Raw genomic sequence first — 18,466 nt, 5'->3', positions numbered from 1 at the left:
TAGATAATTTTTTATTATATTTGACATAGATATTGTTTTGTTTGGCGACATCAAGATACTGAATTTCAGTATCTTGAACAATATCTAGTCCGTATTTTTTACTTGAAATAATTACACCCAACGGGTTCAATTACTAAATGTCTAAATTTAAGTTGCATATCTTTGCTAGGCACAATCATCTCAATCTGACGTAAAACAGGAGCGTTAGCATTAGGTTGCGCAGCCCCACCAGCCATGTTTTGAACCATCTTAAGAAATGATTTAGATTCAACATATACTCCCATCAACACATCATCAATTTCAGATTTTAATTTTAATCTTATCAGGTATGAAGCAAAAACTGCTTCAGGGCAATTTTTATTGATTCTTTTAGCATAACCTACTGTTGCTCCTGTACGTGCTACAACAATATCTCCTTCTCTAAGTAAATATTTTGATTTTTCTTTATCACTAATTAGGCAATAAGGAACATTTTCCCAATTAATATTGAATCCGACAATATCGGTTATTCTTAAAAATTTTGGCCCTACTGGTTCGTTACTCGCAGATTCTGTATATCCATATTGCATTGTTTCTGTTAATTCTCCGAAATTTTTTTCTTTCCACCCCTCAGGTAATCCAGTGACTTTATCAAATTTCGCAGTTTCATAACCCGGAAAGCGCATTTTTACAAACCATTCCTCATAAGTAAGTTGCGCTTTTTCTTCTAATAATTTAATGCGTTTCAGGTTGTTCTCAATCAAATTATCATATCCCGATAATATTGATGCTATTTTGCGTTGTGTAGGTAATTCAGGAACTTCAAATTTAATTGTTTCTAATTTTTCTAGACTTAAATTATCTTGAGCTGCTCCTTGTGAGATTTGTTTAATTCTTACCTGAAGTAAATCAAATAAATATTTCACAAACCGAACATCTGATTTATTATCATCGGCAATAAATCCAATTACACTATCAGGAAAACATGCTTCTATTGCTAAAATTGAAGAATCAGCAATATTTGCAGCTATTGTTATACATAAGGTATTCTTAGGCCAAAGTTTACTTTGCTTCAAACCGTCTTCAGAGTACATTGTAGTAAATGACGTGATTTTATAATTAGCCGCCTTAACATCAGCTGTTTGAATAAACGGATATCTGTCTCCGAATAAAAAATTAGCATTTCTAGGTCTATGTCTGGATTTTCCTCTGCCTACAAATCCTAATTCACTTAAACTAACTTTTTTCCAACCCTCTCTCATAATTGCACGCTTTGAATTTGATGCATCAATTGAGTTGCTTCTTCATTTAAAATTGCTAATTCATCATGAATTTCAATCATACGTCCTTGGTAATCAAAGTCCATATCAAGATTAACGACTACACCGACATAACGACCAGGAGTTAAGCTGTAATCTTGGGAAACAACATCTTCAAGATCTACGATTTTGCATAAACCTTCTACATCTTCATATTTTCCGGTTGGAAATTTTTCGTTAAACCAAGCATTGTTTTTACTTACTTCTGGTTTTTCACCACGAAATAACTGCATGATGGTGGTAAGACCTTCTAATTGTTCTTCACTAAAATCATTGATTGTCGTACTTACTTTACGGAAAGTATTACGTGCATCAATCATCAGGATTTTATTTTTGTTTTCTTTCTTCTTGCCTTTGTTGTAAAACCAAACATGACAAGGCAAAGAACGGGTGTAGAAAAAATTATTTCCCACTGAAACAATACATTCTACAGCTCCGGTTTCTATTAATTCCTTACGAATTCTTTTTTCAGCATTGCCTGCATCCGTAGCTGAGGAAGCCATGACAAACCCAGCACGCCCTGTTTTATTTAGATATGAGTAGAAATATTGCATCCACAAATAATTTCCGTTACTCACAGTTCCATTACCAGTAAGTGGTGCTCCAAAAGGAAGACGTTCATCTTCGGTTAAAAACTTATTTTTGGCATCGACCTTATCCACATTAAATGGAGGATTAGCCATAACAAAATCGCACTTTCTTGTAAGGTTGTGTGGGTTGGTATAAAAGCTATTGCTTTCTATGATTTTGCCTTCGATACCGTGAATGGCTAAATTCATTTTAGCCAATTTGGCATTGTTACTTTTCAGCTCTGTACCATAAACCGTAATGGCTTCATTGACACTTTTGTTTTCATGGTCCTGAATAAAATGAGCTGTTTGTACAAACATTCCGCCCGAACCACAAGCAGGATCGTGTATTATACCATGATTAGGCTGAATAAAATTGACAATTAAGTTAACCAATGATGGAGGTGTAAAGAATTCACCACCTTCTTGTGCACCTGCACCTTGCATAGAAAATTTCATCAAGAAAAATTCGTAGATCCGTCCAAAGACATCACCTTTAGCATGTCGAACCGCATCTTTATTGAAAACGCGAACTAAATCACGGAGTAATTTATCATCAAACTCCTGATAACTTTTAGGAAGAATACCCGCTAAATCAGGGTATTCAGCCTCAATCAATTTCATTGCATTATTAATAGCTTCCGCTATATCTTCACTTTCCGGAAGTGCAGCAAGGTATTCGTATTTGGCTTTTTCAGGTAAAAGAATTGCTCCTGCAGCGGCATAATCATCTTTGGTTGCTTCGCGTTGTGCGTTTGTACGAGGATTTATAGGTAAAGAATTGGCGATACTAATTTTGGCATCTTCATAGCGATTTTGTGCAAAACGCAATAATACTAATCCGAGCAAAGGATCCTTGTATTCGCCAGCTGTAAGCTTAGAGTTCCCTCTTAATTCGTCAGCGGCATCCCAGAGTTCTTTTTCTAAATTTTTTATTTGTTGTTGGGTCATGAAATATTGTGAAAACTTGTATTTAATCCGATTTTTATCGAATGGCTAAAGTATTGAATATTTCAGTAATAAGACTGTGGAAATCCGTAAAAGTGAATAAAAAATTGATTAAAACTCCAGTAGTTCGGTATTTCCGAATTACTGGTTCAAAGGTCAAAATCCCCCTACTCCTATATACATACATCCACAACCTCGTCTCCTTCAAATCCAAATCATTCTCAATCATTCTAAAAATCTCCTCGTTAACAAAACTTATTTTTACATCGATTCTAACTTACTACGTTCAATATCTAAGCTCTGTGAAATTTGCTGACTTTATAGCGATACTAATAAGCAAATAAATTTTAACTGAAATGTATTAGAAGGTTTACAACGTGGGCAACTGCGCAAGCAATTACGAACACTTTGTGAGTGGAATTACTAGATTAAGTTTTAAGAGCGTGGTTTTGACAAGTTTCTGTCATACATAATAATAGTTCCTGCCACAGCCACATTTAAACTTTTTTCTGATTTAAATTTTACCAAATGATGGCATTTAGCCATTACTTTATGAGATAATCCATGATCTTCTGCTCCTAATAAATAAACACAACGTCTTGGATGTTCAAAGGTCTCTAAATCAGAAGCTTTTTCATCTAATTCAACACCAACCAATCGCGCTCCTTTCGGTAAGTTTTCGAAAAAAGCTTCAAAAGTATCATAATGAAAATAAGGAATTGCTTTCACAGCATCATGAGTATCACAGGCTTGTTTAGCATATCGATTGCCTATGGTAAATATAAAAGTAGCACCTAAGTTTTGAGCCGATCGCCACAAAACACCCAAATTTTCAGGCGTTTTACCGTTTTGAATTCCTATCCCAAAATATTCATTTATAAAGTTATCATTCATAAGGGCAAAAGTACAAACTGTAAGTACATAAGTCAATTTTTTATTGGTCGGAAACGAAGACCAGCCTTACAAAATGCTCATTTATAAATCACTGATTGAATACTACTCCTCATACATCTCCATCCACAACCTGGTCTCCTCCAAATCCAACTCTTTCTCAATCTTCCTGAAAATCTCCTCATTAACAGAACCGGATTTGTGCATTGATTCCAGTTTATTGCGTTCAACATTCAAAAGATCAATTTGAATTTTGGTAAAATCGTTGAAAATTTCGCCACCCATAAGTTTTCCTTTTCCGAAGAAGTTGGATGGGAGTTCGGTTTTTTGGAGGCGGTTGAATTTTACTTCGTATTTGCTTTTGATGTTGTGAAGCAAATCGTCGTTGAGTAACGAAAAATTATCTTCGATATGCGTAATGGTTTGTGAAACGATAATATTTCTAATCTCGTATTCTTCGGCAAGAATAGAATATTTTTCGATTTTTAGTTTTTTAATCAGCCACGGTAATGTCAATCCCTGAATGACTAAAGTGGAAAGTATAACACAGAAAACAAGATAAATGATGAGGTTGCGCAAAGGAAAAACTTCTGTTTCATTCATCATTAAAGGTAATGCCAAAGCCGCTGCCATCGAAACCACGCCACGCATTCCGGACCAGCCAAAAACAATCATATTCCGGAAATCGAATTCTTCCTGCAGTCGGATTTTTTTACTTATAAATCGGGGAAGTAAAGTCGCCGGAATCACCCATAAAAAACGCACTACAATCACGACTACACTTACCGAAGCTCCCCAAACAAACAATGACCAACCGGAATAATCTCCAATTCCTAGTATGATTTGGCGCAACTGCAATCCAATTAAGATAAAAATCAATCCGTTTAGAATATTCGTTAAAACACTCCAAATTGTTCCCGTCATCATTCGGCTTTCGTGCGTAAAAATCGTTCCCGATCTTGCCGAAAGGAAAAGTCCCGTTGCAACAACGGCCAGAACTCCTGAACTCTCAAAATGTTCTGCAATTAAATACGATGCAAAAGGTGTCAGCAATGTTAAAGTTGCTTCGATAACCTCATCGCACACAAACTTTTTATGAATAAAACTCATAATATAGCCAACACCTAAACCTATCCCAATTCCTAAAACCGACATCACAACAAAGTTCAGTCCGGCTTGCCAAAGAACAAAATTTCCGGCTGTAATGGCTGTTAAAGCATATTTGTAAGCGACCAAACCACTGGCATCATTCACCAGACTTTCGCCTTCAAGAATCGCAATTAATCTCGGGTGCAAACCCAAACCTTTTGTGATTGAAGTTGCCGAAACTGCATCTGGCGGAGAGACTATTGCGCCTAATAAAAAGGCTAACGGCCAGGAAATATCATCTATAAGCATATGTGCCACAAAAGCCACGGCAACGGTGGTAAAAAGTACTAAACCGACAGCTGCCAATGTTATTGGGCGAATGGTTTGTTTAAAATCTGACCAACTGGTATACCACGCTGCATGATATAAAAGCGGCGGCAGGAATATAATAAAAACTACTTCGGGACTTAGTGCAATGACTGGAAGTCCGGGAATAATACTAATAACAACTCCGCAAAGTACCAGCACAATAGGAATAGGAAAATTGTATTTTTTACTGATAAGGCTCAAAAAAGCGACTCCAAATAGTAACATGATGATTACGGTAATATTTTCCATTTTTTTATTGTTTTGGTATTTCTGGTGAGAGTACGAATATAATATTTTTAAAGTTTTCTTTTTGCCCCAGATTAAGATGATTAAAAAGATTTTGTTTCTGTTTGCTTATATTTTTTTGCTCTCAGATTTTGCAGATTTTTTCTGATTTGTGTTTGCTTCTCTTTGTGTTTTTTTTAGTCAGTCCCAATAGCTATCGGGATAAATAGATTAACATTATCCTTGTAGACTTTAGTCTATGTAAATTCATGCAAAGTGAAACGCCTTTTTTCTACATCAAAAACTATGTTTCTATGTGTTAAAATTATACGCAACGAATAAAAAATCATTTTAATTCATTTATCCCGATAGCTATCGGAGTGGCAAAACAATTATACGCAACCAACAAAACTCCAAACCCTCAAAATCTCATTTAACCAAATTTTATCATACTTTCCATCATAAATATCGTAAAAAAAATTACATTTGAACCTTAAATTTATTGCCCTAAATTATGATTCAGAAAAGAAATTTTATTGGTTTACTTGCCTTATTAACAGTCCTGTTTTATGCACCGCTTACCTACTCTCAAACTGCACCGCCAAAAACAGAAAACCGTCCCAAACTATTTGACGATACTGCTACAGATAGTGATTATTTAATTTCTATTGAAAAGGCCGGAGAGGTACTGGAATCTGCTCATAATGATACGGAGTTTGACGGAAACAGTCATCATTTATTTGGAGATATTAAAAGAACACAAAGCAAACTTGACCTTATTTTATCGAGTTTAAAAGGTGCGAATCCTAATGTTCGTAACCAGCAAATGTATCGCATTGTCCTGAAAGAAATCGAACAGGAACTCGACGAGCAAAATACAGCTATCAACTTACGCAATCAAACGCTTGAAAAAATCAAAGACCGTGTGATTGATTTGCGCAAGGATAAAACCCTGATGGGACTTATAAAAGATACGATTCGCCGCAAGCAATTTAAAAGTGAATTGGCTAATCTTAAAAACAGATACCTGAGCACAGATAGTTTAATGACTAAAAATCAAGGTATTTTAAACAAAAACAAAAGGCTTACTGTAGAAAGAAAAATTGCCGTTTCGAATGCTTTAATCACTGTTGACAGCAAACTTGAACAATCAGGAATCAGTATGCTTAAAAAAGAATATCCTGTATTATGGAGTACGAGCGATTCTACATCAAAAAAAATAGTAGGACAAAATATTAAGGACAAAATCATCATTGAGGAAAATGTCGCAGCTTACTATTTAAGTTATAGAATTGGCGGATTAATTTTTCTGGTGTTATTGATGAGTTTACTGGGCTGGTATATTGCACGCAATTTAAAATACCTGAAAAACAACGGTCACGCCGAGAATCTGTCTCATTTTAACTTCAAATATTTAAATCGGGGCATTGTAATTCCGGTTGCAGTTGTAGGTTTAAATGTTGCGGTTGTGAGTAATATATATGCTCCGGCAATGTTTATAGAGCTAATTCAACTGGTGCTTTTGGGATTTATCACTTTACTGTTTAAAAACAACTGGAAAAAAACCTCGATGCAAAATTGGTTATTTCTATTAGCATTATTTTTTGTGCTTTGTTTCCTTGACTTGTTTATTGCAGTAGGATTTATTCAGCGTTGTGCATTTATTGCCATCAATATTTTTGCAATTCGTTATGGATTTGTTCAGATAAAAACGCTAAAAGATCAACTTTACATAAAAGGATTTTTTAAATGGGCGACAATAATTTTTATTGGCTTAAATGTTTTGGCATTGCTAAATAATATTTTCGGACGCGTTTCTTTGGCAAACATGTTAAGTATTACTGCTTTTATTTCGCTTACGCAGATTGTTGCCTTAAGCGTACTTTTAAAAATAGTGTTAGAAATTATTCTTTTACAAATTTATACAACGCGAGTTAAACGTGGTATTGAAAAGATTTTTGATTTTGAGACTTTATCAGATACCCTAAAAAAACCTTTCATTATTTTAATTAGTTATATGTGGCTTGTTGTCATTGCTTCTAATTTAAATATTTGGGAATCGCTGCGTGCCGGTTTAACTTCGTTATTAACGCATCCAAATACTATAGGAAGCATCACTTTTACTTTAGGAAACATTGTTTTGTTTTTTATAATTATCTGGGTTGCACATTTATTACAAAATTATGTAGCGTACTTTTTTGGAGAAGTTGATGATGAAAATGAAGAAAACATCAACAAAAGACAACATTCTAAATTACTGATTACAAGACTTGTCGTGTTAATTGTGGGTTATCTTTTGGCCGTTGCCGCATCCGGAATGCCATTAGACAAACTAAGTATTTTATTGGGAGCTTTGGGTGTGGGTGTTGGACTTGGACTTCAAAGTGTGGTGAACAATTTTGTTTCGGGTATTATTTTAATTTTTGATAAACCCATACAAATTGGAGACGTGATCAATATTAGTTCAGAATCCGGTCGCGTAAAATCTATGGGATTGCGTACAACCAAAATCAACTCAGCAAACGGTGCCGAAATTATTATCCCAAATGGTAATTTATTATCACAAAATATTACAAACTGGACGTATACGGACAATTTTAAACTAGTCGAAATTGCAGCAGAAGTTAGCGGTGATATCATGCCGGAAGAAATTAATACATTAATATTAGAATCTCTTGAAAGTATGGTTTTAGTCAATAATTCTAAAGCACCTCAAATTTATTATACTGCTATTGCTGAGGGAACATTCAAATTGCAAATAAAATTCTGGTGCAGTATTTACAGAACAGAAGAAACTGTAAGCATTGCACGTCAGGTATTGTTTAGTAATTTTAAAGCTAAAGGCTTAACGTTATCTACATAAAATAAAATTTAAATTATATCTTAAAAAATCCGTCAGACTAAATATTTGACGGATTTTTTTTATAATTTGATAATGAAAAATACCTGATTTTATAAATATTACATTTTTTATTTTGGCATTATTATTTATAAAATGCAAATCTTGTTTAACAAGTAGATCACACATCTTAAACAAATTTGAATTACGGGTATTAAAAATAAAAAAATCACGAATGAGGTCTTCAAAACGTCAAACTTATTAGATTGCACTTGATTAATTGTAATAAAATTAGTCTTATCTTAGCCAAAATATATTCATTTCAATTTTAAATGAGAGCAAAATCAGCTCCTGTTTTTAAATAGAAAAGGAACAATTTCAAACAAAAAACTCACTCAATTTTTATTTTATTCCAAAATGAACAAACAGAATTACAATCTTTTACTAGCTGATGATGACGAAGATGACTGCGCTTTTTTTAAAGAAGCACTTGATGAATTAGTATTGGCTACAGATCTTGTAACTGTTAACGATGGTGTAGAGTTAATGAATTTTTTAACTAAAACTACTACCAGTAATTTACCCGACATTCTTTTTCTTGACCTTAATATGCCCCGCAAAAATGGGCACGAATGTCTGACTGAAATTAAAGAAAAAAAGGAACTTAAAGACTTGCCTGTAATTATTTTCTCTACTTCTCTGGACAATGAAATTGTCGATTTAATGTACGAAAAAGGCGCTACCTATTACATTCGTAAACCTGGAGATTTTTCAAAATTAAAAAAGGTAATCGAAAATGCTTTAATTACAGCATCTCAAAATAATTTTAAGCAACCCATTAGAGCAGAATTTATTCTTCAACCCTAATTGTTTTTAGAATGAGCTTTACAAATAAAGAACATTATTTTCTTGCCGGTGGCGGCAAAATGGGAGAATTAATGCGCGCTAAAGACTGGAGTAAAACACTTTTGGGCAATCCTGAAACCTGGCCGCACAGTCTGCGTACCATGACAGCCGTAATGCTCAACAATCCTTTTGCAATGTACATTGTCTGGGGTGAAGATTTTACGCAATTATACAATGATACTTACAGCCAGATACTTGGTCCTGGCAAACATCCCGAAGCTTTAGGAATTACTTCACGTATTACTTTTGCAGAAATTTGGGATATTATAGGTCCTATGTTTGATGATGTAAGAAAAGGAAATTCTATTAGCAATCCTGATATAAAACTAATCTTAAAGAGAAACGGAATTGATGAGGAATGCTATTTTAATTTTTCATACACGCCCATTAAAACAGAAGATGGAAAAGTAGGCGGCGTTTTAGTTACCGTTATTGAAATTACCGAAAAAGTGAGAGCCACAGAAGCTCTTAAAGTCAGTAATATCCGTTTTAAAAATAATATTATGCAGGCTCCGGTTGCTATGTGTGTTTTTAGAGGTGAAAAACATGTAGTAGAAATTGCCAATCAACAAATGATTCAATTGTGGAGAAAAGAGGAAAAAGATGTAATTAATAAACCAATTTTTGAAGCACTACCTGATACAAAAAGTCAATATCTTGAAGATGTATTAGATAACGTATATAAAACCGGTAAAAAATTTGTTGCTAATGAGCAACCTGTTAAGTTTTCACGCAATGGCAAAATTGAAGATACTTACATAAATTTTGTTTACGAAGCGCTGAAAGAACCTGATGGAACAATTTCTGGCGTTATGGGAATAGCGATAGAAGTAACAGCACAAGTAATCTCCCGCGCAAAGGTCGAAGAAAGAGAACAAAAAGTAAGAGAACTGGTTGAAAATGCCCCTTTCCCGATTGCTTTATACGTAGGGGAAGAAATGACGGTTGAATTAGCCAATGACTCTATTATTAAAGTTTGGGGAAAAGGCAATGATGTTATTGGTAAATCCTTTAAAAATGTTGTGCCGGAACTCGATAATCAATTGGTGTTTGAACAAATTAATGAAGTTTTAACCACCGGAAAATCTTTTCATACACAAAATACTCCGCTTGACCTTACCGTTGACGGAACGTTAGGAACCTATTATTTCAATTATAGTTTAACACCTATATATGATGTAAACGGCAATATATACGGCGTAATGAATACGGGAGTTGACTTAACTGACCTTAATTTAGCTAAGAAAAAAATTGAGGAAAGCGAGCAGAATTTACGAAGTATGGTTTTGCAATCGCCTATTGGTATTTGTGTGCTTGACGCCGAAACTTTGATAAGCGAAATTGTAAATGATAGTTTTATTGAAGTTGCAGGAAAAACGTATGAACAAATTGCAGGAAAACCATATTGGGACACATTTGCCGAAGTAAAACCTTATTATGAAGATGCACTGCAAAAAGTGATCGATGATGGACTTCCCTTTTATGCAAATGAAGTCGAAATGCAACTTATAAGACATGGAAAAGAAGAAAAAATCTATGTAACTTTTGTTTATGCCCCACTGAAAAACATTGATGGCAAAGTAACAAAAATAGCTATTTGGGTTCTTGATAACACAGCTCAGGTTTTTGCCCGACAAAAAATTGAGGAAGCTGATAAACGTTTTAGAAATACTGTAAAACAAGCTCCTATTGGAATCACAATTTTACGTGGTCCAAACCATATGGTCGAAATGGCGAATGAAGCTTACTTAAAATTAGTTGGTAAAGACGAAAATACATTTGTTGGCAAACCATTATTTGAATCATTGCCGGAAGTACAAGAAATTGTAAGTCCGCTTTTAGATGGTGTTATTTCTACCGGTATTCCTTATCATGGCAATGAATTACAAGTACCAATAAATCGCTATGGAAAACAGGAAATTTTTTATTTTGATTTTCTTTATCATCCTTTAAAAGAAGAAGATGGAAAAATTTCGGGCATAATTGTAACGGCGACAGAAGTAAGTGAAAAAGTAGAAGCCCGCAAGAAAATAGAACTCAACGAAGAAAGACTAAATATTATTGTTGAAGCCAGTGAATTAGGAACCTGGGAACTTAATGTAAAAACAAAAGTATTACAATATTCAAAAAGATATCTTGAAATTGTTACAGGATATAAAAATGACGAACAATTAAGTCATCAGCAATTATTGAATCACGTTCATCCTGATGATTTACACATACGCGAACGCGCTTTTAAAGAAGCTATTACGTCAGGATATATTCATTATGAAGCTCGGGTAATGTGGCAAGATCAATCGATTCATTGGGTTGAAGCCAAAGGAAAACTTTTTTATGATGAAGATAAAAATCCTGAAAAACTACTGGGAACCGTAAGGGATATTACCGATGAAAAAAATCATCAGCACGAGCTTGAAGTAAGTGAAAAAAGATTTCGTAAACTGGTAATGGAATCTCCTGTTCCAAAAGCGATTCTTAAAGGGAAAGATATGGTAGTTGAAATTGCCAATGAAGCACTTTTGAAAAATATCTGGAGAAAAAAAGAAGAAGATGTTGAAGGGAAAAAAATATTCGACATATTCCCGGAACTCCGAGCTCAAAAATATGGCAAACTTTTACATGAAGTTTACACAACCGGAAAAATACACTCAGAATCTGAATCTTTATTATTAATTAACGGAAATGAGGGCGAACAAAAGTTTTACATCGATTTTGAATACGCGCCAATGCGTGAAGCCGATAACGCAATATCTGGCTTAAAAATCACCATAATTGATGTAACCGAAAAAGTAGAAGCCAGAAAAAAAATACAGGAAAGTGAAAAACGTTTCAGATCATTAACCGAAAGTATCCCGCAGCTTATCTGGGAAACAGATGAAAAAGGTAATGCCTTATTTGCATCAGGTAAATGGTTAGAATATACAGGAATTCATCCTACTGGTCTAGCCGAATGGAAAGCAATGATTCATCCTGATGATTTTGAAGAAAATGTCAGAGTATGGACTCGTAGCCGTGAAACAGGCAAACCTTACAAAACAGATGTAAGGGTTTTAAGAAAAGATGGAAATTACAGATGGCACTCTGTAATAGGTGAGCCTGTTTTAAATAAAGAAAATAAAATTATAAAATGGGTTGGCGCATTTACAGATATTCAAACTGAAAAAGCATTTACCCAGGAATTAGAGAAAGAAGTTACGGCGAGAACAAAAGAATTAGAGCAAAAAAATGTGGAACTGGAGCAAATGAATAAGGAACTTCAGTCGTTTGCCTATATTTCAAGTCACGATTTGCAGGAACCGTTAAGGAAAATACAAACCTTTGCAACACAAATTATCGAGAAAGAATCTCAGAATTTATCTGATTCCGGAAAAGATAAATTCAAGCGCATGCAAAATGCGGCGCAAAGAATGCAAACACTTATCAACGATTTACTTTCGTATTCGAGAACTAATATTCAGGAAAGAAAATTTGAAAAAGTAAATCTTTCTCAAATTATTGATGAGGTAAAAGAAGATTTAAAAGAAGAACTGGAACAAAAAGAAGGTATTATAGAAAGTAATGAAAGTTGCGAAGTCAGTATTATTCCGTTTCAATTCAGACAATTATTATACAATCTTGCCAGTAATTCATTAAAATTTTCGAAACCGGATATTCGTCCCGTAATAAAAATAACAAGCAAAATTGCGAAAGGATCGGATTTAGATCATGATGCTTTATCAAAAGATATTGAATATTGCCACATTAGTATTTCGGATAACGGAATTGGTTTTGAACCTCAATACAGTAAAAAGATATTTGAAGTTTTTCAGCGTTTACACGGAAAAATGGAATATACAGGAACCGGAATTGGTCTTGCCATTGTGAAAAAAATCGTAGAAAACCATAATGGGTTCATCACCGCAAAAGGCGAACAAAACAAAGGCGCTACTTTTGATATTTATATCCCGGTGATTCAAAATTAAACGAAACAAAAAAAACGGAAATAACTTTTAAAGTCATTTCCGTTTTTGTTTTTTAATTCTACTAATGAATTAAGATTTACTTATTTGATAAATTATCTTGTATAAACAGTGATAATACCAGTAGTTTTGTCTTTAATTTTTAACTCTTTGTTAGTAAGATTCATGATATCGCTAGTTGAACTTGTAGTACCAATAGTAAGCGTTAAATCATTATGAGATCTTACGTAAGTTCCTGTAGTTTCTACTAATGCACAATTAGAACCATTATAATCACCTATAACTGCTGCATTACTTACTCTTAGATCTAAATAATCTCTGTTACATCCAGCTGCGTTTTGTGGAGCGTCAATTAAAACTTCTTGTCCATTAACAATTGTTCCAGTTTGGCTTAGGTTGTATTTACCTTGAATTGGTACGATTGTTTCCCCGTCATTGTCATCACTGCTACAAGATGTTGCAAATAAACCAATGCTCAATAATAATGCGAATAATATTCTTTTAGTTTTCATGTTTGATTTGTTTAAAATTATTTATGCTAAATTACTTTTAAAGTCTATCAGAAATGTTCTATAATTTTCGGAAAGATTTACATAATTTCATTTAATAACTAAATAATCACTTACAAAATCCCTATAACACTAACAATAAAGTAATATTAACCTTTAAATACCAGCATTTTATACCAAATAATCATCTGCTTTATTTTTCTCACAAATTTATTTATTATATAATTAGGTCTCTGAAAAATTGTATTTTTACTTCATAAGCAAACAAATAACTGATTCAACTGTTCCAACTTATTTTAACCGTACAATACAGCGCCTAATATGTTTGTTACATATTGCCTGATTATACTTAATTATTATCTTTGAATTATGAGCACACTTACAAAACAAAATCACATAGGGCGAAAAATCAGCCGTATTCGTGAACTTCGGGATATGAAGCAGGAAGCTTTGGCGCAAGCAATGGGAACAAACCAACAAGCAATATCTGCAATAGAAAATAGTGAAACTGTAGATGATGAAAAACTTGCCGAAGTAGCAAAAGCCCTTGGCGTAAGTGTTGAAGCCATTAAAAACTTTTCGGACGAAGCTGCAATTAATTATTTTAATAATTTTACAGATACAAAAGACAGTAATGTAAATTTTGGAAATCACTGTTCTTTCAATCCATTAGATAAATTGATGGAAGTTGTTGATGAAAATAAAAAACTTTACGAACGTTTATTGCAGGCTGAAAAAGATAAACTCGAATATGTAGAGAAATTATTAAACGCTAAATAATACGTTATAACATAAAAAAAGGGAAGAGACTTCGTAATGAAGCTTCTTCCCTTTTTTTGTTTCTGAAAAATAGAAAATAAAATTACTTATATAGTTTATCTTTTAACATACTTATTCAGGATATAATGCGTCACAGGTCTTAATGGACTATTATTTTCAGGATGTCTTCCGTGTACATTAAAAAAATCTACTCCATTTGCTGTTTTTGCATACCATATAATAGCAACTCCGTTTTTATCAAAATAAGTTGTGGTATCACAAACTTTAATTTTTTTAAGATTAACTAAAGTTGGATCTAAAATTTCAATATTAACCGACTTACCAATACCTTCTATTTTCAATTCACAATCTACAATATCATAATGATCGCCAGACCATTGCATGCAGTCTTTATTTGGAAAAGCAAAAAAGACAACTACAAATCCAACAAATAAAAATATTGAAGCTATCAGAATAGCGTATTTCTTAGTTATGGGTGGTATTCCTCGTTTCGTTGGTTCTTGTGGTTTCTCTATTTTCTCTGGCTTCTTCTCTACATCTGCAAATGAACTTATTCCTTGTGGTGTTGAATGTATTACCTCGAAAACACCTTTTTCCGTTCCTTTTTCTCTTTCTTTTTCCTCAATAAATTTATCCAGAATTCGGGAACTATCAATTTCTTCCTTTGGAGTATTTGATAAATCTAATTCATTATCAACTAAAATATCATCTTCATATAAACTCAGAATTCTAAATTTATTAAAAGGTCTTCCACTATAGTCGACCAAAATTGCAGCCATATTTACTGCATCAATATTTGTGGGATCAGTTTCTCCTTTAAAAAAAGTTTCGATAGGCCTGAATTTATCACTTTGTTCATCAAATTTATTCCTTTTGTTTATATCAAAAGGCAATCCTAATAAAGAATTGAAAACACTTAAATCATCTTGAGTCCTATTTTGTTGCTGAAATAATTCCCAACATAAATTACGAAGTCTTGCTCTCGTAGGATTTTCTAAATAAACATGATGCGAGCTGTTTTTTTCTGTGTCATACTTCTTTTTAACAGCTAATTTATAATCTTCAAAAGTATTTTTTTGCATAAGCTTTAGGAATTTCAAGGATTTCTCACTTGGATTTTTACGGAATTTTACGGAATTGTCAGGACTTCAAAAAATACAACGGAATTCCCGGAATGCCCCATAAACAAAGGCTCATAAGCGTTGTTCCTTTGCCTAAGAAATTAGTTCTTGTTTCGATATCGTATTAAAACAAAAATACAAAACTAGTTCAATTAAAAGTACGGAAAACCGTAAGACGAAATTTATCTGGGAAGTATAAATAAATCTTACTGTTCTACGCACTTCACTTCCCAAAAACAATTTTGGTATTGCATTAACCAAACATCCGGAAAAGATCCGGACAGCAATACCCATGTCCAATTTTTAAATCTAAAAAAAGATGAAAAAGCTACTATTATTGGGAGCGTGCGCTCTATTGACTACTACGATTTCTTGTACTTCTGATGATTTCGAAGATACTAAAGCAAATATTAAACCTGAAGTACCTTCATATGCTGACGGGCCAGGTGATTTACCTATAAAAGTTCCGCCACCACCACAATAGTGGTTAATTAAAGTATTTAATTACAAATTTATTATTAATTTCGGGGAAAGTAACTTTTATGCTACGGTCCCCGTTTTTTTGTTTTCTTTTTTTTCTGCTTTTTCTTTCCTGTAAAGAAGAAAACATAAAACCTAATAATACATCGTCTATTAAAAAAGAAGCAACTAATCTTCGTGAAATAGGAATTACAAAATTTCAGAATAAAAATTTCAACAGCGCTTTTTATAACTTCAACAAATCTAAAATAGCTTTTGAAAGTATAAAAGATAGTGCAAATATTGTCTTTAACCTGATTCAAATGGCTTCAATACAGCAAATAAATGGAGATTATTATGGTAGTAAAGAAACGTTAACTGAAGCCTTACCTTATATAAAGAAGAAAGATGTTTACAGCGCAGCAATTAATAACTTTTTTGGCATTGCAGATAAAGAACTCTCCCTATATAATGACGCTATTTTTTATTATCAGGAAGCTATAAAAGATTGTAAAGATGAAATTTCAAAGCAATCTCCTTTAAACAATATTGCTGTTGTTTATATTCAACAAAAAAAATACGATAAAGCAATAAACATTTTAGAATCTATAGTAAATAAAGAACTCGCTCAAAAGGATTTAGCAAGCAAAGCCAGAATTATGGATAATTTAGGCTATGCCTATTTTAAAAAAGGTTTCAATGAAAAAGGGCTTTCATTAATGCAGAATAGTTTTGAATCAAGAAACAAGGTAGATGATCCTTATGGCAATATCGAAAGTAATTTACACCTTGCCGAATATTATTTAAAGACCAATGCTGAAAAATCAAATCAATACGCACATTCTGCTTATCAAACTGCCACAAAATTTCATAGTATTGATGAACGTTTGAAAGCGCTGTCTTTCTTAATTTCTAATGATTCAAAAATTGAAAGTTCAGAATATGCGCAAAAATATGTTGTCTTAAATGACAGTATTATCAAGATTAGAAATAACTTTAAAAATAAGTTTGCCAAAATTAAATACGATTCTAAAAAAGAAAAAGACGAAAACCAAAAACTTCGTTTAGAAAAAATTGAAAATCTATATGCTTTACAAGAAGCAAAATATCAAAGGATATTTTTTATAGCAGGGTTTATTTTTCTGGTAATTATAATTATACTTCTTGTTAGATATTATAAAAATCGAAATAGAATTGAAAAAATAAAAACTGCCTACGATACTGAAACCAGAATTGCAAAAGATATTCACGACGAATTAGCAAATGATGTTTTTAACACGATCATTTTTTCGCAAACACAATTATTATCGAATGAAAGTATAAAGGAAAATCTTATTCAAAAACTGGATCATATTTATAATCGCGTTCGCGGAATTTCAAGAGAAAATAATGATGTTGATACTCAGGAAAATTATTCGGCAAACTTAAAAGAAATGCTTTCGACATATAATAGTGACAAAACAAATGTCATTATTAATAATATCGAAAAAGTAAATTGGGAATTAATCGATGAGGTAAAAAAGGTTGCCATTTATAGGGTTTTACAGGAATTAATGGTGAATATGAAAAAACATAGTCAGGCATCTTTAGTGGTTGTAAAGTTTGAAAGCAACGGAAAAATAGTTTCTATAGATTACACCGATAACGGAAAAGGCGGTGAAAAAGATAAAATTATCAAAAATGGTTTACAAAATATGGAAATCCGTATTCTGGCAATAAAAGGATCCCTTACTTTTGACACTGAACCTGATAAAGGTTTTAAAGTAAAAATAACGCTGCCTAAATAAAGATATATGTTTAAAAAAGTAATAATTGCCGAGGATCTCGAAGATATAAATTTAGGAATCGAGCAAACCTTAAAAAGTTTAGATATTATAAATTTTCAACACGCAAAATATTGTGATGATCCTTTTTAAAAATCCGAAAAGCGATTCTGGACAATGATCCGTATGATTTATTAATTAGCGATCTTTCGTTTAAAAAAGATCATCGTGATGTAAAAATTACTTCTGGTGACGAACTTGTTGAAAAAGTTCGTGAACTTCAGCCCAATATTAAAATCATAGCCTACTCTATCGAAGATAAAAACTTTCGGATTAAATCACTTTTTGATAACGCAGATATTGACGGCTTTGTATTAAAAGGACGAAACAGTATTGAGGATCTCAAAAAAGCAATTCATATTACCTCAACTTCTGATCAAAAATTTATTTCGCATGAAGTTGCATCGGCGCTTCAGGAAAAAAATAATTTTGAAATTGATGATTTAGACATTCAAATCCTGAAACATTTATCAGCAGGAATTTCGCAAGATGATATTATTCAAATATTTAAAGAGTCAGGCAAAAAGCCAAATAGTAAAAGCGCCATGGAAAAAAGACTTTCTAAACTAAAGGACTTTTTTAAAGCAAACAATACAATACAACTGGTTTTTATTGCAAAAGATATGGGAATTATTTAAAATTATATTCTCCTGATTATTACTATTCAAAGCTCCTTCGGGA

Annotated in this window: 12 protein-coding genes and 1 pseudogene; 7 read left to right on the top strand and 6 right to left on the bottom strand. The window is 32.9% G+C overall.

The features are described 5' to 3' along the window. Nucleotides 1-98 precede the first annotated feature (98 nt). The 4 genes from KHA90_RS21090 to KHA90_RS21075 all read right to left on the bottom strand — a co-directional run bounded on the left by KHA90_RS21090 (nucleotide 99) and on the right by KHA90_RS21075 (nucleotide 5,413). A complete protein-coding gene (locus tag KHA90_RS21090) occupies nucleotides 99-1,241 on the bottom strand; it encodes a restriction endonuclease subunit S (RefSeq protein ID WP_213306126.1) in 1,143 nt (380 codons plus the stop codon). Beyond that, nucleotides 1,238-2,818, bottom strand: coding sequence for a type I restriction-modification system subunit M (locus KHA90_RS21085; RefSeq protein ID WP_213306123.1), 1,581 nt, complete (start codon nucleotides 2,816-2,818; stop codon nucleotides 1,238-1,240). Before KHA90_RS21085 ends, KHA90_RS21090 begins: the two co-directional genes overlap by 4 nt. Nucleotides 2,819-3,250: 432 nt before the next feature. Next, a complete protein-coding gene (locus tag KHA90_RS21080; RefSeq protein ID WP_213306137.1) occupies nucleotides 3,251-3,709 on the bottom strand; it encodes an RNA methyltransferase in 459 nt (152 codons plus the stop codon). A gap of 102 nt (nucleotides 3,710-3,811) precedes the next feature. Next, complete coding sequence (locus tag KHA90_RS21075; RefSeq protein WP_213306120.1) at nucleotides 3,812-5,413, bottom strand: Na+/H+ antiporter; 1,602 nt, start codon at nucleotides 5,411-5,413, stop codon at nucleotides 3,812-3,814. Nucleotides 5,414-5,903: 490 nt separating this feature from the next. Here KHA90_RS21075 and KHA90_RS21070 point away from each other — a divergent pair, with 490 nt between their 5' ends. From KHA90_RS21070 to KHA90_RS21060, 3 genes are all read left to right on the top strand, one after another. Continuing rightward, nucleotides 5,904-8,252, top strand: coding sequence for a mechanosensitive ion channel family protein (locus KHA90_RS21070; RefSeq protein ID WP_213306117.1), 2,349 nt, complete (start codon nucleotides 5,904-5,906; stop codon nucleotides 8,250-8,252). Nucleotides 8,253-8,645: 393 nt separating this feature from the next. After that, entirely contained in the window at nucleotides 8,646-9,095 is a 450-nt protein-coding gene (locus KHA90_RS21065; protein WP_213306102.1) for a response regulator, read from the top strand. An 11-nt stretch (nucleotides 9,096-9,106) separates the two neighbouring features. Then, a complete protein-coding gene (locus tag KHA90_RS21060) occupies nucleotides 9,107-13,096 on the top strand; it encodes a PAS domain S-box protein (RefSeq protein ID WP_213306099.1) in 3,990 nt (1,329 codons plus the stop codon). A 92-nt stretch (nucleotides 13,097-13,188) separates the two neighbouring features. On the opposite strand, the gene KHA90_RS21055 is transcribed toward KHA90_RS21060, so the two are convergent. Beyond that, nucleotides 13,189-13,605 (bottom strand): lipocalin family protein, encoded by a 417-nt coding sequence (locus KHA90_RS21055; protein WP_213306085.1) that lies wholly within the window; start codon nucleotides 13,603-13,605, stop codon nucleotides 13,189-13,191. Nucleotides 13,606-13,971: 366 nt separating this feature from the next. Between KHA90_RS21055 and KHA90_RS21050 the strand changes: the two genes are divergently transcribed. Continuing rightward, nucleotides 13,972-14,382, top strand: a complete 411-nt coding sequence (locus tag KHA90_RS21050; RefSeq protein ID WP_213306082.1) for a helix-turn-helix domain-containing protein — start codon at nucleotides 13,972-13,974, stop codon at nucleotides 14,380-14,382. A 95-nt stretch (nucleotides 14,383-14,477) separates the two neighbouring features. On the opposite strand, the gene KHA90_RS21045 is transcribed toward KHA90_RS21050, so the two are convergent. Continuing rightward, nucleotides 14,478-15,464, bottom strand: coding sequence for a hypothetical protein (locus tag KHA90_RS21045; RefSeq protein WP_213306079.1), 987 nt, complete (start codon nucleotides 15,462-15,464; stop codon nucleotides 14,478-14,480). Between the two features lie 358 nt (nucleotides 15,465-15,822). On the opposite strand from KHA90_RS21045, the gene KHA90_RS21040 reads away from it, so the two are divergent. From KHA90_RS21040 to KHA90_RS21030, 3 genes and pseudogenes are all read left to right on the top strand, one after another. Next, nucleotides 15,823-15,987, top strand: a complete 165-nt coding sequence (locus tag KHA90_RS21040) for a hypothetical protein (RefSeq protein ID WP_213306076.1) — start codon at nucleotides 15,823-15,825, stop codon at nucleotides 15,985-15,987. A 298-nt stretch (nucleotides 15,988-16,285) separates the two neighbouring features. After that, nucleotides 16,286-17,749, top strand: a complete 1,464-nt coding sequence (locus KHA90_RS21035; protein WP_317197409.1) for a tetratricopeptide repeat-containing sensor histidine kinase — start codon at nucleotides 16,286-16,288, stop codon at nucleotides 17,747-17,749. Nucleotides 17,750-17,755: 6 nt separating this feature from the next. Next, nucleotides 17,756-18,423, top strand: a pseudogene (locus tag KHA90_RS21030) (response regulator). Nucleotides 18,424-18,466: the final 43 nt, after the last annotated feature.

This window comes from Flavobacterium psychroterrae, from assembly GCF_018380615.1.
In the GTDB taxonomy this organism is placed as follows: domain Bacteria; phylum Bacteroidota; class Bacteroidia; order Flavobacteriales; family Flavobacteriaceae; genus Flavobacterium; species Flavobacterium psychroterrae.
The sequence above is the reverse complement of the archived record's forward strand: the minus strand, read 5'-3'. Positions and strand labels throughout refer to the sequence as shown.

Bases quoted from the DNA above. Each gene is read 5' to 3' on its own strand.
- KHA90_RS21035 (WP_317197409.1), top strand. From the start codon at position 16,286: ATGGCTTCAATACAGCAAATAAATGGAGATTATTATGGTAGTAAAGAA.
- KHA90_RS21080 (WP_213306137.1), bottom strand. From the start codon at position 3,709: ATGAATGATAACTTTATAAATGAATATTTTGGGATAGGAATTCAAAAC.
- KHA90_RS21075 (WP_213306120.1), bottom strand. From the start codon at position 5,413: ATGGAAAATATTACCGTAATCATCATGTTACTATTTGGAGTCGCTTTT.
- KHA90_RS21055 (WP_213306085.1), bottom strand. From the start codon at position 13,605: ATGAAAACTAAAAGAATATTATTCGCATTATTATTGAGCATTGGTTTA.
- KHA90_RS21045 (WP_213306079.1), bottom strand. From the start codon at position 15,464: ATGCAAAAAAATACTTTTGAAGATTATAAATTAGCTGTTAAAAAGAAG.
- KHA90_RS21050 (WP_213306082.1), top strand. From the start codon at position 13,972: ATGAGCACACTTACAAAACAAAATCACATAGGGCGAAAAATCAGCCGT.
- KHA90_RS21065 (WP_213306102.1), top strand. From the start codon at position 8,646: ATGAACAAACAGAATTACAATCTTTTACTAGCTGATGATGACGAAGAT.
- KHA90_RS21085 (WP_213306123.1), bottom strand. From the start codon at position 2,818: ATGACCCAACAACAAATAAAAAATTTAGAAAAAGAACTCTGGGATGCC.
- KHA90_RS21040 (WP_213306076.1), top strand. From the start codon at position 15,823: ATGAAAAAGCTACTATTATTGGGAGCGTGCGCTCTATTGACTACTACG.
- KHA90_RS21060 (WP_213306099.1), top strand. From the start codon at position 9,107: ATGAGCTTTACAAATAAAGAACATTATTTTCTTGCCGGTGGCGGCAAA.
- KHA90_RS21070 (WP_213306117.1), top strand. From the start codon at position 5,904: ATGATTCAGAAAAGAAATTTTATTGGTTTACTTGCCTTATTAACAGTC.
- KHA90_RS21090 (WP_213306126.1), bottom strand. From the start codon at position 1,241: ATGAGAGAGGGTTGGAAAAAAGTTAGTTTAAGTGAATTAGGATTTGTA.